The organism is Streptomyces sp. NPDC050988 (genome assembly GCF_044456225.1).
GTDB lineage: Bacteria > Actinomycetota > Actinomycetes > Streptomycetales > Streptomycetaceae > Streptomyces.
The window spans coordinates 40,020-66,647 of sequence record NZ_JBITFQ010000008.1 but is presented as its reverse complement, the minus strand read 5'-3'; the positions used below and the strand labels follow the sequence as shown (position 1 = coordinate 66,647).

At 70.8% G+C, this 26,628-nt stretch carries 17 protein-coding genes and 2 pseudogenes; 10 read left to right on the top strand and 9 right to left on the bottom strand.

Annotated elements, in window-relative coordinates; all coding sequences use genetic code 11:
* Positions 1-2: 2 nt before the first annotated feature.
* On the bottom strand, positions 3-5,636 hold the full coding sequence (locus ACIBEI_RS19585; RefSeq protein WP_398890380.1) for a glutamate synthase-related protein: 5,634 nt from the start codon (positions 5,634-5,636) through the stop codon (positions 3-5).
* A 442-nt stretch (positions 5,637-6,078) separates the two neighbouring features.
* On the opposite strand from ACIBEI_RS19585, the gene ACIBEI_RS19580 reads away from it, so the two are divergent.
* Positions 6,079-6,864 (top strand): SGNH/GDSL hydrolase family protein, encoded by a 786-nt coding sequence (locus tag ACIBEI_RS19580; protein WP_398890378.1) that lies wholly within the window; start codon positions 6,079-6,081, stop codon positions 6,862-6,864.
* 74 nt (positions 6,865-6,938) lie between these two features.
* Here ACIBEI_RS19580 and ACIBEI_RS19575 read toward each other — a convergent pair.
* Positions 6,939-7,100, bottom strand: a pseudogene (locus ACIBEI_RS19575) (TetR/AcrR family transcriptional regulator); the annotation flags it as partial.
* 306 nt (positions 7,101-7,406) lie between these two features.
* A complete protein-coding gene (locus tag ACIBEI_RS19570) occupies positions 7,407-8,063 on the bottom strand; it encodes a TetR/AcrR family transcriptional regulator (RefSeq protein WP_398890376.1) in 657 nt (218 codons plus the stop codon).
* A 166-nt stretch (positions 8,064-8,229) separates the two neighbouring features.
* Between ACIBEI_RS19570 and ACIBEI_RS19565 the strand changes: the two genes are divergently transcribed.
* The 3 genes from ACIBEI_RS19565 to ACIBEI_RS19555 all read left to right on the top strand — a co-directional run bounded on the left by ACIBEI_RS19565 (position 8,230) and on the right by ACIBEI_RS19555 (position 11,943).
* Complete coding sequence (locus ACIBEI_RS19565; RefSeq protein ID WP_398890374.1) at positions 8,230-9,165, top strand: MBL fold metallo-hydrolase; 936 nt, start codon at positions 8,230-8,232, stop codon at positions 9,163-9,165.
* A 64-nt stretch (positions 9,166-9,229) separates the two neighbouring features.
* Entirely contained in the window at positions 9,230-11,002 is a 1,773-nt protein-coding gene (locus ACIBEI_RS19560) for an MFS transporter (RefSeq protein ID WP_398890372.1), read from the top strand.
* Positions 10,999-11,943: a fumarylacetoacetate hydrolase family protein gene (locus ACIBEI_RS19555; RefSeq protein ID WP_398890370.1), complete on the top strand. Its 945-nt coding sequence runs from the start codon at positions 10,999-11,001 to the stop codon at positions 11,941-11,943. Before ACIBEI_RS19560 ends, ACIBEI_RS19555 begins: the two co-directional genes overlap by 4 nt.
* Before the next feature lie 15 nt (positions 11,944-11,958).
* On the opposite strand, the gene ACIBEI_RS19550 is transcribed toward ACIBEI_RS19555, so the two are convergent.
* The 3 genes and pseudogenes from ACIBEI_RS19550 to ACIBEI_RS19540 all read right to left on the bottom strand — a co-directional run bounded on the left by ACIBEI_RS19550 (position 11,959) and on the right by ACIBEI_RS19540 (position 14,388).
* Positions 11,959-12,678, bottom strand: a complete 720-nt coding sequence (locus tag ACIBEI_RS19550) for an amino acid ABC transporter ATP-binding protein (protein ID WP_398890829.1) — start codon at positions 12,676-12,678, stop codon at positions 11,959-11,961.
* A gap of 156 nt (positions 12,679-12,834) precedes the next feature.
* A pseudogene (locus ACIBEI_RS19545) lies at positions 12,835-13,488 on the bottom strand (amino acid ABC transporter permease); the annotation flags it as partial.
* Positions 13,489-13,494: 6 nt separating this feature from the next.
* The gene (locus tag ACIBEI_RS19540; RefSeq protein WP_398890368.1) at positions 13,495-14,388 is read right to left on the bottom strand and encodes an ABC transporter substrate-binding protein; all 894 of its coding nucleotides are present in this window, start codon (positions 14,386-14,388) and stop codon (positions 13,495-13,497) included.
* 171 nt (positions 14,389-14,559) lie between these two features.
* On the opposite strand from ACIBEI_RS19540, the gene ACIBEI_RS19535 reads away from it, so the two are divergent.
* Both ACIBEI_RS19535 and ACIBEI_RS19530 read left to right on the top strand, forming a co-directional pair.
* Entirely contained in the window at positions 14,560-15,297 is a 738-nt protein-coding gene (locus ACIBEI_RS19535; RefSeq protein ID WP_398890366.1) for a GntR family transcriptional regulator, read from the top strand.
* Positions 15,294-16,190, top strand: coding sequence for an urea carboxylase-associated family protein (locus ACIBEI_RS19530; protein WP_398890364.1), 897 nt, complete (start codon positions 15,294-15,296; stop codon positions 16,188-16,190). Before ACIBEI_RS19535 ends, ACIBEI_RS19530 begins: the two co-directional genes overlap by 4 nt.
* A gap of 4 nt (positions 16,191-16,194) precedes the next feature.
* Here the strand turns inward: ACIBEI_RS19530 and ACIBEI_RS19525 are convergent, their stop codons facing one another.
* Positions 16,195-16,965 (bottom strand): polysaccharide deacetylase family protein, encoded by a 771-nt coding sequence (locus ACIBEI_RS19525; RefSeq protein ID WP_398890362.1) that lies wholly within the window; start codon positions 16,963-16,965, stop codon positions 16,195-16,197.
* A 575-nt stretch (positions 16,966-17,540) separates the two neighbouring features.
* Between ACIBEI_RS19525 and ACIBEI_RS19520 the strand changes: the two genes are divergently transcribed.
* The 4 genes from ACIBEI_RS19520 (at position 17,541) to ACIBEI_RS19505 (ending at position 22,977) form a co-directional block, all read left to right on the top strand.
* Positions 17,541-18,716, top strand: coding sequence for an extracellular solute-binding protein (locus tag ACIBEI_RS19520; protein WP_398890360.1), 1,176 nt, complete (start codon positions 17,541-17,543; stop codon positions 18,714-18,716).
* Between the two features lie 47 nt (positions 18,717-18,763).
* Positions 18,764-19,615, top strand: coding sequence for a carbohydrate ABC transporter permease (locus tag ACIBEI_RS19515; RefSeq protein WP_398890358.1), 852 nt, complete (start codon positions 18,764-18,766; stop codon positions 19,613-19,615).
* Positions 19,612-20,532 (top strand): carbohydrate ABC transporter permease, encoded by a 921-nt coding sequence (locus tag ACIBEI_RS19510; RefSeq protein WP_398890356.1) that lies wholly within the window; start codon positions 19,612-19,614, stop codon positions 20,530-20,532. Before ACIBEI_RS19515 ends, ACIBEI_RS19510 begins: the two co-directional genes overlap by 4 nt.
* A 90-nt stretch (positions 20,533-20,622) precedes the next feature.
* Positions 20,623-22,977, top strand: a complete 2,355-nt coding sequence (locus ACIBEI_RS19505) for a beta-glucosidase (RefSeq protein WP_398890354.1) — start codon at positions 20,623-20,625, stop codon at positions 22,975-22,977.
* A 151-nt stretch (positions 22,978-23,128) separates the two neighbouring features.
* On the opposite strand, the gene ACIBEI_RS19500 is transcribed toward ACIBEI_RS19505, so the two are convergent.
* Positions 23,129-25,270 (bottom strand): RICIN domain-containing protein, encoded by a 2,142-nt coding sequence (locus ACIBEI_RS19500; protein WP_398890352.1) that lies wholly within the window; start codon positions 25,268-25,270, stop codon positions 23,129-23,131.
* A 171-nt stretch (positions 25,271-25,441) separates the two neighbouring features.
* On the bottom strand, positions 25,442-26,518 hold the full coding sequence (locus ACIBEI_RS19495; protein ID WP_398890350.1) for a LacI family DNA-binding transcriptional regulator: 1,077 nt from the start codon (positions 26,516-26,518) through the stop codon (positions 25,442-25,444).
* Positions 26,519-26,628 lie beyond the last annotated feature (110 nt).

Below are 26,628 nucleotides of genomic sequence, written 5' to 3'. Positions count from 1 at the left end.
GGTCACGTGGTCACCGTCTCGGTCGGGGCCTGCGGGGCGCGGCGCGTGGCGATGTCGTCGAGGGCCGCCGTCGCGAGCAACTCGTCGAAGCGGGCGGCGCGTACGCGGCCGGCGTTCTTCGTCGTCTGGTGGACGATCCAGCCGTAGGTGCCGGGGGCGTCCACGCTGAGGTTGTTGCGCTGCTTCAGCGCACGCTTGTAGTCGCCGAGGCGCTTGCTCGCGATGAGCGTGGCCAACTCGCCGTCGTCGAACCGCTCCAGCGTGCCGCGCAGGTACTTCACCACCCGCTGCTTCACGAAGAAGTCCTCGGTGAGGACGAGGTTGCGGACGGCCTCGGCGACCCGGGGATCGTCCGGGCCGGTGGCGCCCGGCACCCGTTGCACCGCCAGGTCCTGTGCGACGCCGAGCACCGTGTACGACGACAGCAGCGAGAACATGTCGTCGCTGCCCTGGTCGCCGAAGGCCGGGGCCCGGCCGCCGAGTACGGTACGGCGGTCGCGGTAGTCCACCTTGAACGCGCGCAGCTTGTCGGTGGCGATCGAGGTCGCCAGCTCGTCGAGCAACTCGCTGCGGGTCGCCGCCGCGAGGATCTCACCGGCGTCCTGGTAGAGGAGCAGTGCGCGGGGCATCCCGCAGTACACGTGCTGCCGTTCGGCCTCCCAGTTCTCCAACAGCCTTGCCGCGAGCGGGGAGTTGGTGGCCTCGGCATGCCATGTCAGCAGCAGTCGCACGGCGGCCTCGTGGAAGTCGCCGTGCGCGGTGTCGGTCACCGGGAACACGAGCAGCGAGTCGGCGCTCACCCGGCCGGCCGGCTCGCCCGAGGGGTCGTACTGGTAGAGGAACCCGCCGCTCATGCCGTTGCCGAGGCCCTTGCCGAAGCCGCCGAGGTTGAGGACCGTACCGCCGGTCATGTACTCGCAGCCGAAGTCGCCGAGCCCCTCGACGACCGCCGTCGCGCCGGAGTTGCGCACGGCGAACCGGTCACCGGCCTCCCCCTGCACGAACGTCCGCCCGCCGGTCGCGCCGAACAGCGCGAAGTTCCCGACCAGCACGTTCCCGCCGCGCTCGGCGCTGCCGCCGCCCGGGGCGCGCACGACGATCCGCCCGCCGCTCTGGCTCTTGCCGACGCCGTCGTTCGCGGTGCCGGTGTGTTCGAGGGTGATGCCGTCGTTGCAGAACACGCCGTACGACTGACCGGCTGACCCGGTGGTACGGATCCGGACGGCGTCGTCGACCAGGCGGCGACGGCCGCGGTCGTCGGTCGTGAACGCGGGCCCGTCAACGGTGAGTTGGTGGTTGAGGAGCCGCTCGATGTCGATGCCGAGCTGCCCGCCCACCGACTTGTCGCTGTTGCCGAGGTGGATGCCCTCGACGAGCAGGGACGGCTCACGCCGGTCGACGAGCGCCGCACGGACGCGCTCGATGAGGGCGTCGTCGGTGGAGAAGTCCTTCTCCAGGTACTCCGGGTCCTCGACGACCTTCTCGGGTACGTGCGCGAGCAGGCGCCGTACGTCGAGGCGCCCCACGCTCGCCGGGTGGTCGAGGAGTTGCAGCAGATCCGTACGCCCCCGGGCCTCGCGCAGCGACCGCAGCCCGAGGCGGGCGAGGATCTGCCGTACGTCGTGCGCGATGTTGAGCAGGTACTGGGCGAGTGCGCGCGGATCGCCCTCGAAGGCCTCGGAGTTGGTGGTGAGTCCGGCGGGGCACTTCACGTTGCAGTTCTTCGCCATGACGCAGCCGAGCATCATGAGCGCGGTCGTTCCGAACTCGAAGCTGTCGCCGCCGAGCAGGGCCGACGTGACGACGTCGCCGCCGGTCTGGTGCGCGCCCGAGCAGCGCAGGACGACCTTCTGGCGCAGGCCGTTCGCGACGAGGGCCTGGTGCACCTCGGCCACACCGATCTCCGCCGAACGGCCCGCGTACTTCAGGCTGGTGACGGCCGCGGCGCCCGTACCGCCGGTGTTCCCGGCGACGTTGATGACGTCCGCGCCGGCCTTGGCGACACCGACCGCGATGGTGCCGATGCCCTCCGAGGACACGAGCTTCACGATCACCCGTACCCGTGCGGCCTTGCAGTCGTGGATGAGCTGGGCCAGGTCCTCGATGGAGTAGGTGTCGTGGTGCGGGGGAGGGGAGATCAGCTCGATGCCCGGCGTCCCACCGCGTGCCGCCGCGATGTCGACCGTCACCTTCGGCGCGGGCAACTGGCCGCCCTCGCCCGGCTTCGCGCCCTGCCCGATCTTGATCTCCAGTTCCTCCAGCATCGGGTCGGCGAGGTAGCCCGCCCAGATGCCGAACCGTCCCGACGCGAACTGCTTGATCCGGGAGCCGCGGATGGTGCCGTACCGGGTGTGGTGCTCGCCGCCCTCGCCGCTGTTCGACATCGCGCCGACCATGTTCGTGCCGTGCGCGACGGCCTCGTGCGCGGTCGCCACGAGCGCGCCATGGCTCATCGCGCCGGAGGCGAGGGCACGGGTGATCTCGTGGGCCGGTTGTACGTCGGCGAGTCGGACGCTGTCGGGGGCGCCGCGGAGGAGCGTGAGGAGGCGGGCGGCGGTGCCGGTGGCGGTGACCTCTATGCCATCGGCACCCACGGCGACCGTCTCGACCTCGCCGGGGTGTGCGAGCGCGAGGCCGTCGGCGAGGGCGGTGTGGCGTTCGGTGTCACCGTCGAGGCTCAGCCGGACAGTCACCGTTCCCGGGGACCGGTCCACGACGGTCGCGACGACGCCCCGGACCGTGACGCTCGCGTTGCCGCTCGTGGAGAACCGGCCCAGCTCACGGGCGAAGTCCTCCGGCGTGCGCAGCCCGGTGACGTCCGCGGGCAGCGCGAGGACATCGCGCAGTGCGGCCGGCCGGCGCGACCGTTCCTCGTGCGTGGTCCGCAGGAAGGCGCGGTACCCGGGGGTGATCCGGAACGCGTCGATCTCGGCGTCGCTGAGGGCGTCGTACCCGGTGTTGCGGTACGCGGCGTCGGTGATGCCGAACGCGTCGTCGAGCTGGCCGAGGGTGAGGAGACGGAGCGCGTCCGAGTCACCGCCTTGCCCGCGCGGCCCGCCCGGGCCGACCATCGCGTCCTGCTCGCCCTGTGGGTCCTGTCGGCCGAACTCCGGACGCTCCTCCGTCATGTCGCCGAAGCCGCGTACGGCCGTGACACCGAAGGAGTGCCCGGCGCCGTCCGACCGCTCCTTGAACAGGCCGAGCAGCGGGATCTGCTGCTCGGTCTCGACGGTACGGGCCCGCTCGTGCCACTCCGTCGCGGCCTGCGCGATGCGGGCGAAGCCGACGCCGCCGACCGGGGCCTCCATGTGCGGGAAGGCCCGGGCGAACACGTCGTCGCGGGTGTCGAGGTAGTTCGGTTCGAAGAAGGCGCCGCCGATGTAACTCTCGGCGGTGCACAGCCCGACCCGCCCCATGGTCTTGGCGAGCGACTTCTCGGCCGCCTTGCGGAAGCGTGCCAACGCCCGGTCGGTCTCGGTGACTTCACCCGCGGGGGCCGGTGCGCTCGGGTGCCTCTCCTCGGCGCGCAGTCGCGCACTCAGGCTGTAGACCGCCGACGCACCGAAGCCGAGCGCGGTCGCGACGTGGTGCGACGACGGCAGTTGCCCGCTCTCCGCGACGATCGAGACGCGCAGCCGCAGCCCGGTCTCGATGAGGCGCTGGTTCGCCGCCGCGACCGCGAGGATCACCGGCAGCGGCGCGCGCGTGGAGGAGATCCCCCGGTCGGTGAGGACCGCGATGCCGCCCCCTTCCGTCGCGAACCGCTCGACGTCGTCGCAGAGCCGCTCCAGCGCCGCCCGGAGCGCGTCGGCGTTCGCGGTCTCGTCCCCGGACACCGGGTCGTAGAGCATGTCGAACCGCTCGAGCGGCACGATCCGCTGGTCGCGCAGCCGGACCATGTCGAGGTGCCCCAACACGGGTGAGGAAACGACGAGTTGACGCCCACCGACGCTCCCCGTGCCGTCCGGCTTGGGTCCGAGCGCGACCCGCATGCTCATGCCGTCGGCCTCGCGGATGCTGTCCAGCGGCGGGTTGGTCACCTGCGCGAAGCGCTGCGAGAAGTACTTCGCCATGCCGCCCTCGGTGTCGCTGAGCGCGTTGATGGCGTTGCCGTAGCCCATCGCGGAGATCCGCTCCGACCCGTTGGCGAGCATCGGGTCGAGCATGAACCGGAAGCTCTCCTGGTTCAGCGCGTACGCCACGTACCGGCCCGAGAGGCTCAGATCGCCGTCGTACCCGAGCGTCGTGGTGCCGCGGTAGTAGTCGGGGGCGGGCAGGTCGTCGAGGTTCACCCGGGCCGCGTCGAGGAGTTCGGAGTACGGTCGCCGCGCGGCGAGGGCGTCGAGCACCTCGCGCGTACGCATCCGGCGGCCGGTGCGGTGGTCGACCACGAGCATGCCGCCGGCCTCGATACGCCCCCGGTGCACGACCTCGTCGTCGGGGAACGCGACCTGCCCGGCCTCCGACGCCACCATGAGGTACTCGGCGGTCTCGACGGTACGCAGCGGACGCAGGCCGAGCCGGTCGAGGCGGGCGCCGATGACGTCCCCGTCGCTGAAGATGACGGCGGCGGGCCCGTCGTTCTTCTCCTCGTAGAGGGAGAAGTACTCCAGCATGTCGCGGACGGCGTCGGGTAGGGTGCGGTCGTTCTCCCAGGCGGGCGGCATGAGCGACACGACGGCCTCGACGAGGTCCAGCCCGTCGTCGAACACCCGGCTCTGCAGGGTCTGGTCGAGGCGGCTGGAGTCGGACTGCCCCGGCGGGCGCACGATGCTCCGGGTGCGGGCCCGCGCGAGGGCCTCGTCGCTGAGCCGGTTCTTGCGGTCGGTGTTCAGCTCGCCGTTGTGCGCCATGAGGCGGAACGGCTGCGCCATGGTCGGATGCGGCTCGGTGTTGGTGGAGAACCGGGTGTGGAAGTACAGCGACCGCACGGAGTGCCGGGGATCGCCGAGGTCGCGGAAGTATCCGATGACCTCACCGGAGTTGAGCCGTCCCTTGAGCACCTGGGTGCGCGCGCTGAGCGACAGCGGGTACAGGCCGGCGTAGGTGTCGTCGGCGTAGGCGACGGCTTCGACGGCGAGCAGGGCGCGGTTGGCGGCGGTGTCGACGTCGGCACGCGTCCAGTCCGCCGGGGCCCGGAACACCCATTGCACGATGGGCAGTTGGTGCTGCTCGGCGGCGGGCCGGGCGACGCTGTGGTCCACGGGTACGTCCCGTACGAGCAGTACGTCGAAGCCCTGCTCGGCGATGCTGCGGCCGACGAGCGCGACGGCGGCTTCGCGGCGCCGGGCACCGGTGGCCGCGTCGGTTGTGTCGGGCGCGCCGGCGTCGGTCGCATCGGTCGCGTCGGCGGCGTCGGTCGGCACGAAGCAGTTGGCGACGCCGAAGTGCCCGGCGCGCAGCTCCTCGCCGGTGATCGCGCCGAAGAACTCGACGGACAGGTCGACGCTCACGCCCCCGCCGTCGCCGACACCCTCGGCGGAGGTGCCGCCACGGTGCGGGATGGCGCGGAGCGCTTCGTCGCCCTTGCGGATGACGTCGTGGCTCGGTGTCCCGTCCAGGCGGGTGATGAAGCCGACGCCGCAGGCGCTGTGTTCGCGGGCAGGGTCGTACAGACCGAAGGTGGGGCGCTTCAAGTGCGGGTCCTCTGAGCGGGTTCCGGCCGGGGACAACTCCCCGGCCCTCGATGCACTGGGGGAGGACGGCCAGGCTGCGTCGGTGAAGCGCTCGCCGCGGGCGGACCGGTGTGATGGCCGGGGCCCTGAGTGGTGCGATTGAGTATGGTAAGGCTTACCTAACTTTCCTTGCAAGGGAGGGGCGGGGTCAGGGTGCTCGGCACCGCGTCGCGGGCAGGTCGGGCAGCCGGTGTTCGCGCGTCGGCCCCGGGCTCGGATCCCGGTCCCGCACCGTGGAAATGCAACCTGGGTTAGAGGGTGGAACTACGTCCGTGGGCTGACGAGTCCGGGCACCCGCGCTGAAAGGATTTCAATTCCCGACGGCGGGAAAAGCCGTGATTCCGAGCTCGCGATCCAGAAGGAAATCATGCGTAAATCGACGTCAGTTGTCGTCAGTTCCGTCATGGCATTCGCCGGAATGGCGACGGTGGCCGGCACTCCGGCCCAGGCCGCGACAGGACCGGAGTACGTGGCGCTGGGGGACTCGTACGCATCCGGAGTCGGCGCGGGTCCGTACGACCCCGCGAGCGGCGCCTGCAGACGGAGCCCGATGAACTATCCGCACCAGTGGGCGGCCGCGCACCCCAAATACACCCTGAAGGACGTCACCTGCAGCGGCGCGACCATAGCGGACGTGCGCAAGAACCAGCTGTCCGCCCTGAGTGGCACGACCGGGTTCGTCACCCTCACGGTGGGCGGCAACGACGCCCAGTTCGCGAAGCTGGTGCAGACGTGTCTCACCAAGGACGACGCCACCTGCAAGGACGCCACCGACCGGATGTCGTCCTACGCCAGGAACCAGCTGGTGACGGAACTCGCCGCCCTGTACCGGGACATCAAGGTACGCGCGCCCAGGGCCCTGATCCTCGTGCTCGGCTACCCGAGGACGGTCGCCCCGACCGGGACCTGCAGCGTGACCGACCTCGGCCCGGTCAAGCGCACCGCCGTGAACGGCCTGGCCGACGCCCTCGCCGAGGGCACCCGGGCCGCGTCGATGAGGGCGCCCGTCCACTTCCTCGACATGCGGGCGCGGTTCACCGGCCACGGGGCCTGCGGGTCGGACCCGTGGATCACCGACCTGAACGACCCGGCCGCCGTCTTCCACCCCAACCTGGCGGGCTACACGAAGGGCTACACCGCGAGGCTCAACGCCATCTGGAGCTGCGTCCGCCGCGCCACCCGGGGCTGACGCCCGCGCCACCTGGGCCCTCTCGGTCTGCGGCTGCCTGCTGCCGGTCGCCGGTTACCGGTTGCCGGCGTCCGTCAGGTCGGCACCGGCCCGTCCGCCGTCGCGCGGAGATGCTCGATGCCGGTGTCGAGTGCGGCCCTGAGGTGGGCCGAGTCCCCCGTGGACATCATGATCGCCACGCCTCCCTGGATGCCCGCCAGCAGTGCCGCGGCCGTCCGGTCCACATCGAGGGCCGGTGCCACCCGAGTGTGCCGTGGCGCCGGCGATCGCCCGGAACGCCGCCCCGGACGGCCCGGGCAACCTCGGACGGCAAGGAGCGCGGGTCGGTGCCGTCCTCGATAACCGCCGTCCGCCTGTACGGACCCGCTGCGGGTGCGGCTCCGCAGCACGGCGGCCCCGGGGCCCGAGCGACGGACGGTGTCGGCGACCGTGTGCCTGGCCGACCGGCCGCCGCCCCCCGCCCCCTTCAGGGCCGTATCACGACCGCTCGCGTCACGGGCAGGTCGGTCTCGACCCCGCACACTCGGACCCGGCGGCCCGGTTCACCGTCCCGGAAGTGTGCCCTCCCCGTTCCGGGCGAGGATGCCCAGCAGGATCACGTCGAGGGCGCCGTCGAGTCGGTCGCGCAGGTCGAAGGGGGCGGGCTCCACGCGGATCCAGCGCAGGACCGTGGAGAAATAGCAGGCTGCCAGCATGGCGCCGACCTGGTCGGCGTCGACGCCTGTCCGTAGTTCCCCGCGCTGCCGCCCCTGCTCGACGATCTTCGCCAGCTCGATTTCGAGGGACCGGTCGTGCAGGAGGCTGCCGACCCGGGCGCCGGCGTCCATCAGGATGGTCGTCTCCGCCCGGGAGGCGACATTGAGCTCGGCCATCTCCCGGAGATAGCGGCGCAACCGGTCGCCCACCGACAGGTCCTCCAGCCGGAGCGAGTCGAGGATCTCCGCGACGCGCGCCCGGCGGCGGGCGCCCCACTCCTCCAGGAAGCCGACCTTCTGCGAGAAGTGGTTGAAGACGGTGGCCCGGGCGACGTCGGCGGTCTCCGCGATCTGTTCCATGGTCGTCGTCTCGTATCCCTGGGAGACGAACAGGTCCAGCGCGGCGGCGTAGAGCTGGTCGCGCACCTGTCGGCGTTTGCGCTCGCGGCGTCCGGTGGGCCGGGTGTCCGCCGCGGCCGTGGCTCCTGCCTCCGGGGTCTGCATGGCCCTCAGTACAGCACAGGCGTGCACGGGTCTTGACCCGCCGGAACCCTTCTCATTAGATTGCAGGCCATTGGTGGACTGCAGTCCATCAATGGACGCGAGTCTCGCAACCTGGAATGCATTCGAGGGCTTGTGCGGGACCTGGCGCAGCCGAACTGGAGGCAGCGTGGCTTCCCTGATCACTCCCACGGGCTCGGTCGACCTCGGTCGTGGCTGTCATGCGTGGATTGCGCAGGCCGGCGGCTGGGGGATGAGCAATGCCGGACTGGTCACCGGCAGGGGCGAGTCCCTGCTCGTCGACACCCTCTTCGACCTGGGCCTGACCCGGACCATGCTGGCCGGGCTTGCACCGCTGACCGGCGCCGCGCCCATCTCGACCGTGGTCAACACCCACGGCAACGGCGACCACTGGTTCGGCAACCAGCTCGTGGCCGACGCCGAGATCGTCGCGGCCCGCGGATCACTGACGGACATGCGGCAGGCGGGCCCGGCCCAGGTGCGGGCACTGCTGGCCGAGGACAGCGACGCCGGACGGTTCGCCCGCCGGATCTTCCGCCGCTTCGACCACCGCGACGTCCAACCCGTCCTCCCCAACCGGGTGTTCGACGGCGAGACGGTCCTCGACATCGGCGGGACAGAGGTCCGGCTGATCGACGCGGGGGCCGCGCACAGCGCCGGCGACACGATCGTCCATGTCCCGGGCGCGCGAACCGTCTACACCGGTGACATCGTCTTCGTCGGCTCCACGCCCGTCGTATGGCACGGCACGTTCGCCGCCGGGCTCGCCGCCTGCGACCTGTTGCTGGGCCTCGACGTGGACACCGTCGTGCCCGGACACGGCCCGGTGACCACCAAGAAGGCCGTCCGGGCCGTCCGCGACTATCTGTCGTACGTCCATGAAGAGGCCACCGCCCGCTTCACCGCCGGAATGCCGGCCGCGGACGCCGCACGGGACATCCGCCTCGGCCCCTTCGCCGGCCTCGACGAGAGCGAGCGCCTCGCGGTCAACGTCTACACCGTCTACCGCGAGCTCGACCCCGGCCTGCCCCCGCTCGACGGCCCCCAGTCCTTCGGCCGCATGGCCTGCCTCGCCCACCCCTGAGCTTCGCCGACCCCCTGAGCCGCGTCCGTCTCGTCCCCGTAGCCGCACCCACCAAGGAGGAGACATGGTCTCCAGCCCCTCCGACGATCCACCCGTCTACGATCCACCTGCCTACGACTCCCCCGCCGCAGCGCCCGCCCACGACTCCCCGGCCGCACCGCCCCCCGCACCGCCCGCCAAGCCGGCCGTCGGCCACCGGGGCACCATCGTCGCCGGATGTCTGGCGGTCTGCCTCGCCCAGATCGGCCTCGTCCTGCCCGCCGCGATCAACGGCGTCATCCAGCGCTCCCTGGAGACCTCCGGCGCCGAACTCACCTGGATCAGCGACGCGTTCCTCGTACCCGCCGCGGTCCTGGCGCTGACCTTCGGCGTCGTCGGTGACCTGTACGGCCGCAAGAAGCTCCTGGTGGGCGGCGCCCTGCTGGCGGCCGTCGGCTATCTGGTCTCCGCCACCTCCGACTCACCGGCACAGCTGATCACCGGGCAGGCGCTGTCCGGCATCGGCGCCGCGGCCCTCTTCCCCGCCTCCCTCGCCGTGATCATCGCGGGGACCCCGACACCGGCGGCCCGCGCCCGGGGCCTGGCCTCCTGGACCACCGCGCTGTCCATGGGCGCCCTCATCGCCCCGCTGCTGTCCGGCGCGGTCGTCGAACACGCCTCCTTCCACTGGGCGTTCGCGGCCACCGGCGTCCTGGCGGTCGTCACCGCGGCCGCGGCCTGGCGGCTGACCGCCGAATCCAGCGCACCCGAAGGCCGCTCACTGGACTGGCCGGGGCAGATCACCATCGCCCTCGCCCTGCTGGCCCTGCTCTACGGCATCATCCAGGGCCCCGCCGACGGCTGGGGGTCGGTGACGGTCGTCGGCTCCTTCGTCGTCGCCGCGGTGATGCTGGGGGCGTTCGTCGCGGCCGAGTCGCGCGGCGCGTCGCCGATGCTGCGCCTGGAGCTGTTCCGCAACCCCGCGTTCTCGGCCTCGGCCGCCATGGCGGTGATCGGCATGTTCGGCTTCCTGGGCGGTGCCTACGACCTGAGCATCCGGCTCGGGGTCATCCAGCACCAGAGCCCGCTGCGGGTCGCGGTGTCGTTCCTGATCATCCAGGCCGTCACCCCGCTCATCTGGCCGCTGCTGGTCCGCCTGCTCCAGCAGGTGGGGCCCGGCCCGATGCTGGTCGCCGGCTTCCTGTCCCTGGCCGTCGGACAACTGTGGCTGCGTGCCGTGCCGGTGCACGAGACCGGAATCCCCGTCCTGCTGGGGCCGCTCCTCCTCAACGGCGTCGGCTTCGGACTGGTCGTCGCCGCCATCACCGCCGCCGCCGTCAACGCCGTACCGCTCCACCTCACCGGCATGGCGGCCGCGACCACCAGCTTGGTCCGCGACCTCGGCCAGACCCTCGGTCCGGCGATCGTCGGCGCCGTCGCCCTCGCCACGGCCACCCACCAGCTGACCGGCAGCCTCCAGGACGCGGCCCTCACCCCCGCCGAACACGGCACGGCCACGGCCGTCCTCGACGCCGGCGGTCCGCTCGCGCTGCACACCGCCGACCTGGGCCCGCTCAGCGCCAAGATCGCCCCGCTCACCGAACGGGCCCTGGCGGACGGATACGGCGATGTCCTCCTGCTCACCGCCGCAGCCTGCCTGACCGCCGCCGTGATCGCCGCCGTGAGCCTGGGCGTCAGACCGCGCGGCACCGCCCCCGCCCGCAAGAACCAGACGGACCGGATGGACCAGACGGACCGGAGGGAACAGACAGACCGGACGGAGACGGATCAGGCGAATCAGACCGACCAGACCGACCAGACGGACCAGACCGACCAGACGGAAGGGAGCCGGTCATGAGGTTCGCGACCTTCCTGCACGGCGGTCGACGGCGGTCGGGAGTCGTGGTGGACGACAAGGTCCACCCCTTCGAAGTCCCCGCCGAGCTGGTGGAGTTCATCGAGGCGGGCGAGGACACCCTGCGCACGGCGGCCGAGGACGCCCTGGCCGGGACAGCGCCCCTGCCCCTGACCGACGTACGGCTGCTGCCCCCGCTCCAGCCGCCCACAGTGCGGGACTTCGTGACCTTCGAGCGTCATGTGGAGGGCATGGCGCGGGGACACGGAGACACCGTGCCCGAGGAGTGGTACGCGGCCCCCACGTTCTACTTCAGCAATCCCTACGCGGTGATCGGCGCCCACGACGACGTGCCCGTCCCGCCCGGCTGCGAGCGCTTCGACTTCGAGCTCGAAGTGGCCGCCGTCATCGGCAGGGCGGGCCGCGACCTGACCCCCGACCAGGCCCGCGAGCACATCATCGGCTACACGATCCTCAACGACTGGTCCGCCCGCGATCTGCAGGGCCCGGAGATGAGCGTCGGACTGGGCCCGGCCAAGGGCAAGGACTCCGCCACCACCCTCGGCCCCTGGCTGGTCACCGCGGACGAACTCGAACCCCATCGCACGGCGGACGGCTTCCTCGACCTCCGGCTCACCGTCGAGGTCAACGGCGAGACCGTCGGCCAGGACCGGCTCGCCAACATGGCGTGGACCTTCGAGGAGATGGCGGCCTACGCCTCCCGCGGCACCCTGGTCCGGCCCGGTGACGTCCTGGGCTCCGGCACCTGCGGCAACGGCGGCTGCCTGGCCGAACTCTGGGGCCGCCACCACGTTCCGGAACCGCCACCGCTCGCTCCCGGAGACACGGTCACCATGACCGTGCAGGGCATCGGAACCATCAGCAACACCGTCGTCGAAGGGGTGCCGCCCGTCCCCGTCCCACGAGCCCGGCGCAGACACTGATCCACATCCCCGCTGTCACCGCGGTGCCTTCAAGGGCGGCTGCGCGGCACCCGTGATCGCGGCGAAGAACCGTTCCAGGCGCGGTTCACCGGAGTTGTCGAAGACCGTCTCGGGCGGCCCCTGGACAAGGATGCGGCCCTGGTCCATGAAAACCACCCAGTCCGCGACCTCCCGCGCGAAGCGCATCTCGTGGGTGACGACGACCATGGTCGTGCCGTCGGCGGCGAGTTGGCTCATCACCGACAGGACCTCGCCGACGAGTTCGGGGTCGAGGGCCGAGGTCGGCTCGTCGAAGAGCAGCACGCTGGGGTCCATCGCCAGGGCGCGGGCGATGGCCACACGCTGCTGCTGGCCCCCTGACAACTGGTGCGGGTACTTGTGCGCGTGGGCGTCCAGGCCCACCTTGCGGAGCAGTTCCCGCGCCCGGCCCTCGGCGGCCACCCGGCCCTCGTACAGGCGCTGTTGGAGCGGGGCGAGGGTGATGTTCTGCAGCGCGGTCCTGTGCGGGAAGAGGTTGAACCGCTGGAAGACCATGCCGACGCGACGGCGCTGGGCGGCGAGTTCACGGTCCCGGCCGCCCATGGGCCGGCCGTCGATCTCCACACTGCCGCCGTCGGGCCGTTCCAGGTGGTTGAGGGTGCGGACAAGGGTGGTCTTGCCCGAGCCGGAGGGGCCGATGACGGCCACCACCTCGCCCCGGTGCACATCGAGGTCCACCCCGTCCAGGACGCACACCGTGCCGAACGACTTCCGGAGGCCCCGGGCGCGTACGACCGCCTCGCCCTCGTGCGGGACACGGGGCCGGGTCCGCGTCGGAGCGGCGGGGACGTCGGCCTCCGGGACGGTGCCGGCCGTGGCCTTCGTACGGCGCCTGCGGACGTCGAGGCGGCGTTCGAGCAGGGCGCGGAGCCGGTCGAAGAGGGTGACCAGCAGGACGTAGTAGACCGCGACGGCCAGCAGGGTCTCCAGGACCAGGAAGTTCTGGGTGTAGAGGCGCTGGCCGACCAGCAGCAGTTCGGCCAGGGAGATGGAGCTGACCAGCGAGGTCAGTTTGAGGATGCTGATGAACTCGTTGCCCAGCGCGGGGAGGGCGACCCGGAAGGCCTGCGGTACGACCACATGCCGTTGCACACCCGCGTACGGGATACCCAGCGCCTGCGCGGCCTCGCCCTGTTCCCTGCCCACGGCCAGCAGGCCGCCGCGGTGGATCTCGGCGATGTACGCGGTCTCGCTGAGCACGAGCGCGACCAGGCCCGCGGCGAAGGGGCTCGACAGGAAGGGCCTGAGGTCGGGGAAGAGCTGCGGCGAGTTGTAGACGAAGATCAGCAGGACCAGCAGCGGCAGACTGCGGAAGAACCAGACGTACGCGGAGGCGAGCAGCCGCAGCGGACGCGGCCGGGACTGCTGGGCGAGGGCGACGAGCAGGCCGAGCGCGGTGGAGATCACCCAGGCGGAGACCGCCAGTTCCACGACGAGCAGCGCCGCCCGCCACAGGTCCGCGTCACCGAACAGGCCGATGGTGTAGTGCCAGTCGAAGCTGCCCATCACCCGTCAACTCCCCTCGGCCTGACCGAGGTTGTACTTCTTCAGCAGCTCGGCGTAGGTGCCGTCCTTCTTGAGCTCGTCGAGTGCGGTGGTGAGGGTCTTCTTGAGTTCGGTGGCGCCCCGTTTCACAGCGAGCCCGGACTGGACCGGATAGATCAGGGTCCTGCTGGAGATGGTGAGCCGGCCACCGGTCTTGTCGGCGGCGGCCTTGGCGACGGCACCGTCGGTCACCTGGGCGTCGACCTGACCGGACAGCAGCGCCTGCGTGCCCTCGGGGTCGGTCCCGAACTCCCGTACATCAACGGCCTTTTCGCCCTTCCCCTTGCACTGCGTACTCGCCTCGCCGCGCAGCTTCTCGACGATCTGGCCGCCCTTGATCACCGCGACGGACTTCCCGCACAGGTCGGTGACCACGGTCGGCCGGTAGCCGCCCGAGGACTGCACCACGATCGAGTTGCCGGTCGTGAAGTACGGGATGAAGTCGACCTGCTTCTTGCGCGCGTCGGTGATGTAGAGGTCGGACGCGATCACGTCGAAGTGGCCGGTCCCGAGCCCGGCGATGAGCTGCTCGAACCGCGTGTCCACGAACGTGGCCTTCAGCCCCGACGCCTTGGCCAGGGCGCGGGAGATGTCCGGGTCGAAGCCCGCCGGGGTCTTGCCGTCGAGGTAGGCGTACGGGGGATACGTCAGGTCCGATCCCACCGTCAGGGTGCCGGCGGTCATCGTGCCCGAGCCGCCCGAGCCGCCCGAGCCGCCCGAGCCGCCCGAGCCGCCCGAGCCGCCCGAGCCGCCCGAGCCGTCCGAACCACCGGTCCCGCCGGCCGAGGAGGAACCGCTCGAACAGCCGGACAGGGCGAGGAGCAAGCCGGCGGTGATGGAGCGGAGGAGGGTCACGCGCATGAGGGGGCCTCTCGACCGGGAGACTGAAACTGTTGAACAATCTGGTTGCTGATGATGGTGACGGCTTGGTGTTTCAGTCAAGTAAAAGGTCGAAATTTCCTGGATGACACACATGGATCATGTGGAGCATGCCCCTGTTTTGTTCAACAGATCGTGCGTTAGGGTGGGGCCATGTCGACTCTGAACAGTGCGGCCTCCGCCGGGCGCCCCGTCCTGGTGACCGACGTGCTGCGTGAACGCATCGTCGAGGGCGAACTGCCGCCGGGCACCCCGCTGCGGGACGTGGCGCTCTCCGCCGAGCTGGGGGTGTCCCGCAACACCCTGCGGGAGGCCCTGCGCACCCTGCACGACGAGGGGCTGGTGGTGCAGCGGCTGCACAAGGGCACGGCGGTGAAGGCCCTGGCCGCCGAGGACGTGACGGACATCTACATCGCCCGCCGCACGCTCGAACTCAGCGCCGTCGACGCGAGTCCGCTCGCCCCGGAACCGCTGCTCGACGCGATGGAGGCCAAGGTCGCCGCCGCCGAACTCGCGGTCGATATCGAGGCGTGGGACAAGGTCGGCACCGCGTCCCTGCGCTTCCACCAGTCGCTGGTGGCGCTGCTGGGCAGCGCCCGCCTGGACGGCTTCTTCCGCGTCACGATCGCCCAACTCCGCCTGGCCTTCGCGGTGATGGCGGACCAGGGCGCCTTCCAGGCACCGTGGGTCGCCCGCGACCGCGAGATCTGCGACCTGATCCGCGGCGGCCGGCGCATGGACGCCACGGCCGCGCTGCGGCTCTACCTCGACGACTCCGAGCGGACGGTGCTGGACGCCGTACGCGCCAACTCCCGTACGACCAGCACACGTAGCGCTATCAGTACAAGCCGTACGAGCCGTACGACATCGGCAGCGAAAGGCAAGCGATGACCTCCCGCACGGCGCCCCCCGCGCCCCCCGCGCCCGCCGCGTCCAAGGCCGCGGCCGCCTACCAGGCCACCCAGGGCGGCGCCTTGGACGTCGACCGCGCCTTCTACGACCGTTTCGCGGGAGTGCGCCACGAACTCGTGGACTCCTTCGAGATCCCGATCCGCTCCGGCCGCGCCTGGACCGTCCCCCAGGGACACCTGTGCCGGATCGTCACGGTCGAGGGCCCCCAGGTCGGCGACTTCAACGTGTGGAACCTGCACGACCCGCGCGAGCGCATGTGGGCCGCCCGCACCCGCCAGCTCCAGCGCGCGCACATCTCCACGTACGACCGGATCTGGTCCACCCTGCCGTTCCTGCGTCCCCTGCTCACGGTCACCGCCGACACCCTCGCGGACTACGGCGTGGACGGCGACGGCGGACGCGTCCACGATCTGCTGGGCACCCGCTGCGACCCGTACGTCAACCGCATGCTCACCGGCGAGGACTTCGACTTCCACTGCCACTCGAACCTGGTCCGGGCCGTACTGCCGTACGGGCTCACGGAGTTCGACGTGCACGACGTGCTCAACGTCTTCCAGTGCACCGGCCTGAACGACGACGACCAGTACTTCATGAAGGACTGCCCGGCACGCAAGGGCGACTACTTCGAGTTCTTCGCGGAGACCGACCTGCTGTGCGCCCTGTCCACCTGCCCCGGCGGCGATCTGTCCGTCCCCCTCTGGGGCCCGGACGCCCGTGATCCGCTGGACGTCTGCCGACCCCTCGGTATCGAGGTCCACCGCCCCGACCCCGCCCTGCTGGACGGCTGGACCCCACCCCGCAGGGCGGCCTACCGCAACCTCCACGGCATGGGGCGGCCCGAGTTCGTCAGGGCCGCCGACCGAACGCCGTGAGACGTCAGCACACCGGGAAGCCGAAGGAGTAGCCCTGCTCCTTGAGCCGGGGGAGGATCCGGTCCAGGGCCTCGACGGTCTGGGAGCGGTCGCCTCCCGCGTCGTGGAAGAGGAGCGTCGGCCCGTTCGGCACCTCCCGCTCGACGGTGGCGACGATGGCGTCCGTGCCCGGCCGCTCGAAGTCCTTGCTGTCCACGTTCCAGCCCAGCGGACGCATGCCGCGCGAGGCGGCGAGCTTGCGGCTGTACGGGGTGAAGGCCCCGCCGGGCGCCCGGTAGTACATCGGGCGTACGCCCCCGGACGCCTTGGTGATCATGCGTTCGGCGTCGAGGATCTGCTTCGACTGGTAGGTCTCGGAGTTCTTGTCCATGGCGGTGTCGTGCGACACCGAGTGGTCGCACAGCCGGTGCCCGGCCGCGACGACCTTCTTCACGAGGTCCGGGTGGGCCTGCGCCTGCGTCCCCACCATGCAGAACGTGGCCTTCACCCCGTACTCCCGCAGTACGTCGAGGACCTGGGGGGTCCACACGGGGTCGGGGCCGTCGTCGATGGTGATGTTGACGCCACGCGCCCCCTTGTCCGAGGCGTGCGCGATGGTCACCGCGACCGGCTCGACATCACCCGGCTCGGCCGACGCGGACGCCTTCGGCGACGGGGTGCCCACGGCACCGGCCTGCGCCGCCCACGTCGAGGCACCGCCGGCGACCAACGCCACCCCGAGCGCCGCGCCGAGCACCTTGCCGTACCAGCCCCGCCCGCCGCTGTGCCGTGCCATGTCCGCCCCGCTTTCACGCAGTTCCTCGCCGAATTCCCTGGTCGGCCCGCGACCACCAGGAAGGACGAGGAACGGCGGTCACCGGATCCGTCCGTTACCGATCAAGGACAATCCCGGAGTGGTTCCCGGACAACCGGGCCCGCGGCGGGTGGAACGGCATCCGGCGTCGAGGCCCCGCCGCCCGACGGCCCGCACACACGGCGCACGCACTCTCTCGTCCATGCACGGACGCGGATCGACGAAAGTATTTCGTAACCGGGGCATTTCCCGTCCTTGTCCTGGCCGTGAATTCCGTGTCAGTGTCCCGGCCAGCAGGCAGGCCGTCGGAAGCGTGGCATCCGAAAGCCTTTCGTATGGGTCTCCGATCTGCCTGGCCACCGACGGCATGCGGAAAGAAAGAGGGGCACACCATGCGGAGAATCCCGGTCAACGGAACTCGCGGAACTCTCGGCAGTCCGAGAATTCGACGCGTCGTCGCGTCAGCCATCACCCTGACGGCGGCCATGGGCCTTGCCGCGTGCGGGACTTCGGGACCGACCGGATCATCCGGGGGCACGTCCGAGAAGGGCCTCACGATGTGGGCGCTGAACGACCAGACGATCCTCAAGGAGTCCGTCGACGCCTACAACAAGGACCACCCCGACGAGAAGATCACCCTGCGGCTGTTCGCGAACGACGACTACAAGCAGAAGCTGCGCGTCGCCTTCGGCGCGAACCAGGCCCCCGACATCTTCTTCAGCTGGGGCGGCGGCGCCCTCAACGACTACGTCAAGGCCGGCAAGGTCGACGAGCTGACGGCGGCCGACGCGAACACGGACCGGTTCACCCCGAGCGTGATGCAGAGCGCCACCTTCGACGACAAGGTCTACGGCGTGCCCGCCAACGGCCTCGCCCCCGTCGTCCTGTACTACAACAAGAAGGTGCTGGCCGACGCGGGCGTCGAGCCGCCGAAGACGTACGCCGACCTGCTGGCGGCCGTGAAGAAGCTGAAGGGCGAGGGCGTCACGCCGCTCTCCCTCGCGGCGAACTCCAAGTGGCCGACCCTGATGTACCTGGAGTACCTGCTCGACCGGCAGGGCGGCGCCGAGGTGTTCTCGAAGATCGCCTCCGGTGACGCGTCGGCGTGGAAGGACCCGTCGGTCACCAAGGCCAACCAGTACCTCCAGGACCTGGCGAAGGCCGGGGCCTTCGGGGACAACGCCTCCTCCGTCAACTACGACCAGGGCGCCTCCACGGCCCTGCTCTACACGGGCAAGGCGGCCATGGAGGTCATGGGCACCTGGGAGTACGCCAACATCGCCAAGGCCGACCCCGACTTCCTGAAGAAGGACCTCGGCTACACCGCCTTCCCGTCGCTGCCCGGCGGCGCCGGCGACCCGGACAGCATCGTCGGCAACCCCTCGAACTTCCTGTCGCTGAACGCGTCGACCAAGCACAGGTCCGCCGCCCTCACCTACTTCAAGGACTACGTCCTCAACGACTCCCAGATCGACGCCTACCTCGCCGCCGGCAGCGTGCCGCCGGTCAAGGGCCTGGACTCGAAGCTGGCGGCGGTGAAGTCGGCGTCCGACAAGGCGTGGCTGACCTTCGTCTACGACCTGGTGGAGAAGTCGCCGAGCTTCCAGCTCTCCTGGGACCAGGCACTGCCGTCCGACCAGGCGGACCCGCTGCTGACCAACACCGACAAGTCGTTCCTGGGCGAGATCGCGCCCGCGGACTTCGGGACGAACATGAGCAAGGCGGGGTCGTGACGATCACCACCACCCCTGCGCGCCGGAGAGGAGGGAGCGGCCTCCTCATGGCCGCGCCGGCCCTGATCCTCTTCGGCCTGTTCGGTCTCGTCCCCCTGGTCGGCGTGGCGGCGCTCAGCGTCGCCCGCTGGGACGGCCTGGGCTCCGTCGGCTGGGCGGGCCTCACCAACTGGACGTCCGTCCTGACCGACGGCGCCACCTGGCAGTCGTTGTGGCTCACCGTCAAGGTGATGGTGGTCAGCTGGCTGGTGCAGACGCCGATAGCCCTGGCGCTCGGCCTGTTCCAGGCGCCCAAGGGGAGGCTGCGCGCACTGTTCGCCGTGCTGTTCTTCCTGCCGCTGCTGCTGTCCGCGGTGGCGATCGGCCTGACCTGGCAGGCGCTGCTCGACCCGTCCTTCGGCATCGGCTCCACCCCCGGTCTGCACTGGCTGGCCAAGCCGCTGCTCGGCTCGCCGGACCTGGCCCTGTACACGGTGATCTTCGTGATCGCCTGGCAGTTCGTGCCGTTCCACGCCCTGCTCTACCAAGCGGGGATACGGCAGATCCCGACCGCCCTGTACGAGGCCGCCGCTCTCGACGGTGCCGGGCCCGTGACCCGCTTCCTGCACATCACGCTGCCGCAGCTGAAGTACACGCTGGTCACGTCGAGCACGCTGATGCTGGTCGGCTCGCTGACCTACTTCGACCTGATCTTCGTCCTGTCCGGCGGCACGGGCGGCCCCGGCACCGCCACCCGTGTCCTGCCCCTCTCCATGTACATCACCGGTTTCCAGGCCCACGACATGGGCCGGGCCAGCGCGGTGGCCACCCTTCTCGTCGTCCTCGGCCTCGGCCTGTCGCTGCTGACCACCCGCCTGTCCGGCTTCACCCGGATGGACAGCCAGCAGGAGGGCATGTGAGCACCACCGTGACCAAGACCCGTACCGCCGCCAGTCGGGAGACCGTTCCCACGCGCGGGGCGGTGACACCCGGGCCCGTCCGCCGGAACCCCGTCCCGGGCATCCTCCGCCGCACCCTCACCACCGGCGCCGCACTCTTCTGGACGGCGATCGTCGTCGTCCCCATCTACTGGCTCGTCGTCACCAGCCTCCGCAGCCAGGCCGACTTCACCGCCGACAGCCCGCTCGCCCTGCCCAGTCATCCGACGCTGGACAGCTACCGGGCCGTCCTGGACGGCGACTTCACCACCTACCTCCTCAACAGCGTCGTCGTCACCGCGGGCACGGTAGTCATCGCCGTCGCCGTCGCGTTGATGGCCGCGTTCTCGATCGTCCGCAACGCCGGCAGCCGCTTCTCCCGGGTGTCGTTCCGGCTGTTCCTGCTGGGCCTCGCGATACCGCTCCAAGCAGTGATCATCCCGGTGTACCTGCTGATCATCAAGATGCAGCTCTACGACAGCCTGCTCGCGATCGTGCTGCCCTCGGCGGCCTTCGCGCTGCCGATCACCGTGATGATCCTGGTGAGCTTCCTGCGGGACGTGCCCCGTTCGCTGTTCGAGGCGATGATCGTCGACGGCGCCGGCGACTGGCGCATGCTCTGGTCGCTCGCCGCGCCACTGGCCCGCCCGGCGCTGATGACGGTCGCCGTCTACGACGGACTCCAGGTCTGGAACGGCTTCCTCTTCCCGCTGATCCTCACCCAGAGCGGCGACAAGGCCGTACTGCCCCTGGCACTGACCCTGTTCCGCGGCCAGTTCGGCATCAACGTCCCGGCCACCATGGCCGCCGTGGTGCTCTCCACCCTGCCGATGCTGGCCCTGTTCATCCTGGCCCGCCGTCAGCTCGTCGCCGGTCTCACCGCCGGTTTCTCCAAGTAGCCCCCACCACCGGGCAGTTCACACCGTGACGACGGCCGGGCCATGCGCCCGGCCCCGTCGGCGTGCCCGCGCAACACCGAGGAGTCGTGAATGACGACCACCATGCCCGACCACGGCGGCATCCCCCAGGAGGAGAGCGACCGCCCCTGGACCGACCCCGCCCTGCCCGTCGCCGAACGCGTCGAAGCACTGCTCTCCCGGCTCACCCTGCCGGAGAAGGTCGCGCAACTCAGCAGCACCTGGGAGGACATCGAGGCCGACGGTCCAGAAGTCGCCCCAGGCAGCAACCACTTCGGCCGCGTCGGCGACCTCGACGAGACCGCCCGGCACGGCCTGGGCCAGCTCACCAGGCCCTACGGCACCCTGCCCCGGCCCGCCCTGGAACACGCCCGCCTCCTTGCCAGGCACCAGCGACAGGTGGTGGCGCAGAGCAGGTTCGGCATCCCGGCCATGGCCCACGACGAGTGCCTCACGGGCTTCACCGCCTACGGCGCCACCATCTACCCCACCTCGCTCGCCATGGCGGCCACCTTCGACCCCGCGCTGATCCGCAGGGTGGGCGAGGCCATCGGCTCCGACATGGCCGAGGCCGGAGTCCACCAGGGCCTCTCCCCCGTCGTCGACGTGATCCGCGACTACCGCTGGGGCCGCTGCGAGGAGACCTACGGCGAGGACCCGTACCTGGTCGGAGAGATGGGCGAGGCGTACGTCACCGGCCTGCAGAGCGCCGGGGTGTACGCCACCCTCAAGCACTTCGCCGGATACTCCGCCTCCATGGGCGGCCGCAACCACGCCCCCGTGCACGCCGGCCCCCGCGAACTCCACGACGTCATCCTGCCGCCCTTCGAGCGCCTCGTCGCCGCGGGTGTGCGGTCCGTCATGAACTCGTACGCCGAGATCGACGGCGAGGCGCCCGCCGCGAGCCGCCGGCTGCTGACCGAAGTCCTGCGCGAACAGTGGGGGTTCGAGGGCACCGTCGTCTCCGACTACTGGTCCCTGCCCTTCCTGGTCAACTCCCACCGGGTGGCCGCCGACCTGCCCGACGCCGGGGTCCTCGCCCTGCGCGCCGGCCTGGACGTCGAACTGCCCGACCAGCGCGGCTTCGGCGACGCCCTCGTGCACTCCGTCGAACAGGGCGCGGTCGACGAGGACCTGGTCGACCGGGCGGTCCGCCGGGTGCTGCGGCAGAAGGCCGAACTCGGGCTCCTGGACCGGGACTTCGACCCGCGTCCCCCCGCCCTGCTCGCGGGCGAACTCGACCTGGACAAGGCGGCGAACCGCGCGCTCGCCCTCGCGGTGGCCCGGTCGAGCGCCGTCCTGCTGTCCAACGACGGCACCCTGCCCCTCCCGCCCGGCGGCCGGATCGCGCTGATCGGCCCGTGCGCCGACGACGTACGCACCATGTTCGGCTGCTACAGCTTCCCCAACCACGTCCTCGCCGAGCGCGACGACCTCGGCAACGGGGTCGAGGCGGTCTCCCTGCGTACCGCACTGGCCGAGGAACTCCCTTCCGTGGACTGGGAGTTCGTGCAGGGCTGCCCGATCCGGGACGAGGACGGCTCCGGCATCCCGGCCGCGGTGGCGGCCTCGACCGCCGCCGACCTCACCGTCCTCGTCGTCGGCGACAAGGCGGGCATGTTCGGCATCGGCACCTCGGGGGAGGGCTGCGACGTCGAGGACCTGCGGCTGCCGGGCGTCCAGGAGGAGCTGGTCGAGGCGGTCCTGGCGACCGGGAAGCCCGTCGTGCTGATCGTCAGCAGCGGCCGGCCCTACGCCGTGGGCAGGTTCGCGTCCGCCGCCGCGGCCATGGTGCAGGTCTTCCTGCCGGGCGAGGAGGGCGGCCGGGCGGTCGCGGGGCTCCTGTCCGGCAGGGACAACTTCAGCGGCAAGCTGCCCGTGCAGATCCCCCTCTCGCCGGGCGGACAGCCGTACACCTATCTGCACCCGCCGCTCGGCGACCGGCAGAGCTTCCTCTCCAACCTCGACCCCACCCCCGCGTTCCCCTTCGGGCACGGGCTGTCCTACACGACGTTCGAGGTCGACCAGCTGACCGTGGACCGCGAACAGGTGGGCACGGACGGGGAGTTCACGGTCCGGGCGCGGGTCCGTAACACCGGGACGGTGGCCGGCGCCGAGACCGTCCAGCTGTACGCCGTCGACCCGGTCGCCCAGGTCACACGGCCCGTACGCGCCCTGCTCGGCTTCGCCAAGGTGGATCTCGCCCCCGGCGAGGGGGCCACGGTCGGCTTCCACGTCCACACCGACCGCCTGGCCTTCACCGGCCTGGCCGGCCACCGCATCGTAGAACCCGGCGAGATCCTGCTGGAGGTAGGCTCCTCCAGCCTGGACACACCGGTGCGGGGTGCCGTCCGGCTGGTGGGGGAGGAGCGGGATGCGACGGTGCTACGGCAGCATCGGGTGCCGGTTACCGTCGAGCGGGAGTGAGCGTTCCGCGGGAGGGCCGGTTCCTTACCCCGCGGGTCCGTTGTGGCTGGTCGCGCAGTTCCCCGCGCCCCTGGAAAGCGGGGGCTGCGCCCCGCTTTTGGCGGCGCCACCGGGTTCACCGGTGGCGCCGCCTGCTTCTCGCAATCGGTGTCTAGCTCCGTGTCCAGGTCTGCGTCGCGTTGCCCAACCCGGTCCACAGCTGCACCTTCGAGCCGTTGGCCGTCCCCCAGTTGGTCACATCGATGGCCAGCCCGTTGGAGCGGTTGGCGATCGTGCCGTCCACGCGGAACGACCACTTCTGGCTGGACTTTCCGTTGCAGGCCCAGAGGATGAGCGTCGTGCCCGCGGTGGTGCCGTCGCCGTTGGCGGCCAGGCAGTTGCCCGAGACGCGGAGTTCGCCCGCCGTGGTCCGGGTGATGGTCTGGTTGGCGTTGCCCGAGCAGTCGTAGATCTGGACCTGGACGCCCGTCTGGCCGTTCGGGACGTCGAGGCAGCGGCCGGAATGGGTGCCCTTCAGGGTGAAGGACGAGGCGGTGGGGAGCGGGTCCTGGACCAGCTGCCAGTCCTGTGAGCCGTCGTTGGTCGACGCCGCCACGGTGACGGAGCCGCCCGCCGTCGAACCGGTCATGTAGAGGCCGGTGTTGAGGACCGAGCGGAGCTTGTAGTAGCCGCTGGTCGACGACGCGACCTGGGTCCACTGCTTGTCGGTGGCTCCGTCGTCGACCCACTGGGCCAGCTTCTGCCCGGCCGTCGCGGTACCGGTCCAGATGGCGACCGAGCGGCCCCCGGCCTTGTTGAGCAGGGTCACGTTGCCGCCCTTGGGCGTGAGGTGCCAGCGCTGGGTGTCGGCGGTGGCGTTGGCCGCGCTCAGGACGAGGTCGGGTGTGTTCCCGGTGTAGCTCGCGTCCTGTGTCTTCCCGGACGCGGTGCTGAGGACCTGGCCGGTCAGCCGGTTGACGAGGCTGTAGTAGGCGCCGTCGGAGCGGCCGAGGTCGACCTCGGCGTACTTCACGGGTCCGGTGCTGCCGCCGCTCCAGGCCGCCTGGAGGATGAGGACGCGTCCCGTGCCGTCGACGTGCTGGAGCATGCGGCTGTACCCGCCGGGCATCGTCGTCTTGTACTGCTTCCAGGTGCCGGTGCTCAGCCCGGACTCGTTCACCCAGACGTCGCCGCTGCCGGAGGCGTTGTAGACGATCCGCCCGTCCGGCATCGGGAGCAGCACCGGGCTGCCGCCGGTGGACAGGGTGGCCCCGCCGGAGGGCACGGGCAGCGAGGTGATCGCGGCGTCGGTGGCGGAGAAGAACTTCGTCGGGTCGTCCGAGATCCGGTAGCGGACGTTCGTGCCGCCGCCCCAGTACTCGTACGTCAGTAGCCACTTGCCGTCGGTCGTCGGGGCGATGGTCGTCATGCCCGGACGGCCGCCGCCTATCTCCGTCTTGCCGCCGCCCATGTTCACCGTGGCACCGGGGACGTCGACGACCGGGGAACTCCAGGCAGTCGAGCTGCCGCCGTCCCAGGTGCGGTGGAGGAGGACCTGGCCACCGGAGTCGGTCGCGGTGTCGTTGGCCGGGTCGATGGTCGGGGCGCCGGTACTGGTGTTGTAGCCGGTGAAGTCGCTCTCGTCGGAGTAGTAGGCGATGAGCTTGCCGTTGTGGGCGAGCAGGTGCGGTTCCCAGATGGGATCGACCTGGGCGTGGGTGTTGGCCGCCGAGACCCGGCCGACGTTGCCCGCGCTGCCGCCCTGCCAGCCGCCGGCCGCGATGATGTTCTTGAAGCTCCAGGACGCGCCGTCATCCGTACTGGCGTACAGCGCGAGCGCCACGTCCCTGCGGTCGCCGTCACCGGTGGGCGTCCAGTTGGGGTTGGCGGCCTTCTGTTCCTGGTAGTAGTGGTCGTCGCCCGAGACGATGCTCGCGAGCAGCAGCGTGCCGGCGCTCAGACTTCCGACGTTCTGCGGGAGCACGTAGAGATACGCGTTGGTCCAGTTGCTCGTGTATTTCGCGACCGCGGGGTCGCTGGACATATAGGCGGGGGCCTTGACGTCGGCCAGCTTGGACCACGTCGTGCCGGCGTCGTCGCTCTTGTGGATGGGCAGCGTCTGCCCCACCGGAGCGGTCTGGCTGTTCTCGAACGTCGCCACGATCCGCCCGCTCGGCAGCTGGGCGGACTTCGGGTAGAGCACACAGGGATTCTTGTTGCACGCGGCGGGGTTTTCCGCCGTATACAGATTCGCCGGGGTCGGCTGATACGCCGACGCGCTCGTCGCGGAGGCGATGGCGAATGCCACGCCCATTCCGAGGGCCGTCGCCGAAGCGAAAACCTTTCGCGCCCAGGATCTTTTCAACGGCGTTCCTTTCAACGGGCGTTCCTTTTGGAGAAGGAGGCGCGGGGCAGGAAGCCAGTATTCGCAGGCGACATCGCGCTGTCATCGGTACATTACGAAAGGGTTTCGCGGAGTTACGGGCTACGGGGTATTGACGCGGCCGCGCAGGGACGTCGAGGTGCGCAGGGACGTCGAAGTGCGCAGGGACGTCGAAGTGCGCAGGACGAGTTCCGTGGCCAGCTCGATACGCGGGGCCGCGGGCGGCCGGCCCTCGGCGAGGTCCATCAGCACCCGGGTCGCCTCACGACCCAGCTCCTCGAAGGGCTGGCGGACCGCGCTGAGCGGCGGACAGGCCATGGCCGCCACGAGTGTGTCGTCGAAGGACATGACCGACAGGTCGTCGGGCACCGAGAGCCCCAGCTGCCGGGCGGCCTCCAGCACGCCGAGCGCCTGCGCGTCGCTGGCCGCGAAGACGGCCGTGGGCGGATCACCGGCCCGCAGGATCTGCCGGCTCGCGACGAGCGCCTCGGTGTAGTCGAAGTCGGTCGAGCGGACGATCGCCGGGTCGTAGGCGACTCCGGCCTCCTCCAGCGCGGCCCGGTACCCGTGCACACGCGCCGCCCCCGCCAAGGAGTGCGAGCGGCCCGCGACCATGCCGATCCGGGTGTGGCCGAGGCCCAGCAGGTGCTGAACCGCCTCCCGGGCCCCGCTCCAGTTCGTCACCCCGATGCTGGGAATGTCCTCCGAGGGCGCGCTCAGGGGGTCGATCAGCACCACCGGCAGCCGCTGCTCGACGATCCGCCGCTGGTCCTCCTCGGCCAGCATGGAGATCACGATCACGATCCCCGCCGCACCGAGCGACACACACTCCTCCAGCCAGCCGGAGATCGACCGCCTGCTCGTCGTCCCGGTGACCACGTCGAGCCCGAACTCACCGGCCGCGTCCACGATCCCCCGGGCGACCTCCAGGGTGTACGGGCCGGACAGGTCACGGAAGACGACGACGATCTGCCGCGGCGTCGAAGGGCGCGGCTCCCACGGGCGGACGTACCCGTGCCTCGTCAGCAGTTCCTCGACCCGGTCCCTGGTCGCCGTGCCCACGTCCCGGCGCCGGTGCACCACCTTGGACACGGTGCTGAGCGAGACCCCCGCCTCGGCGGCGATGCTCGTGAGCAGCCCGTGCTGCGCTTCCTGCCGGCCCCTGATTCGACCTGTCACCCGATGTCCGTTCCGTACGCCGGACATTGATACGCCGGACCGCACCGCGTATCTGGCCGGGAACTCCGCCGCAAGGTAACGGGGCGGGCCACGTGCGGGCAAGACCGCTG

Bases quoted from the DNA above. Each gene is read 5' to 3' on its own strand.
- ACIBEI_RS19580 (WP_398890378.1), top strand. From the start codon at position 6,079: ATGGCATTCGCCGGAATGGCGACGGTGGCCGGCACTCCGGCCCAGGCC.
- ACIBEI_RS19570 (WP_398890376.1), bottom strand. From the start codon at position 8,063: ATGCAGACCCCGGAGGCAGGAGCCACGGCCGCGGCGGACACCCGGCCC.
- ACIBEI_RS19560 (WP_398890372.1), top strand. From the start codon at position 9,230: ATGGTCTCCAGCCCCTCCGACGATCCACCCGTCTACGATCCACCTGCC.
- ACIBEI_RS19555 (WP_398890370.1), top strand. From the start codon at position 10,999: ATGAGGTTCGCGACCTTCCTGCACGGCGGTCGACGGCGGTCGGGAGTC.
- ACIBEI_RS19540 (WP_398890368.1), bottom strand. From the start codon at position 14,388: ATGCGCGTGACCCTCCTCCGCTCCATCACCGCCGGCTTGCTCCTCGCC.
- ACIBEI_RS19535 (WP_398890366.1), top strand. From the start codon at position 14,560: ATGTCGACTCTGAACAGTGCGGCCTCCGCCGGGCGCCCCGTCCTGGTG.
- ACIBEI_RS19530 (WP_398890364.1), top strand. From the start codon at position 15,294: ATGACCTCCCGCACGGCGCCCCCCGCGCCCCCCGCGCCCGCCGCGTCC.
- ACIBEI_RS19525 (WP_398890362.1), bottom strand. From the start codon at position 16,965: ATGGCACGGCACAGCGGCGGGCGGGGCTGGTACGGCAAGGTGCTCGGC.
- ACIBEI_RS19520 (WP_398890360.1), top strand. From the start codon at position 17,541: ATGTGGGCGCTGAACGACCAGACGATCCTCAAGGAGTCCGTCGACGCC.
- ACIBEI_RS19515 (WP_398890358.1), top strand. From the start codon at position 18,764: ATGGCCGCGCCGGCCCTGATCCTCTTCGGCCTGTTCGGTCTCGTCCCC.
- ACIBEI_RS19505 (WP_398890354.1), top strand. From the start codon at position 20,623: ATGACGACCACCATGCCCGACCACGGCGGCATCCCCCAGGAGGAGAGC.
- ACIBEI_RS19500 (WP_398890352.1), bottom strand. From the start codon at position 25,270: ATGGGCGTGGCATTCGCCATCGCCTCCGCGACGAGCGCGTCGGCGTAT.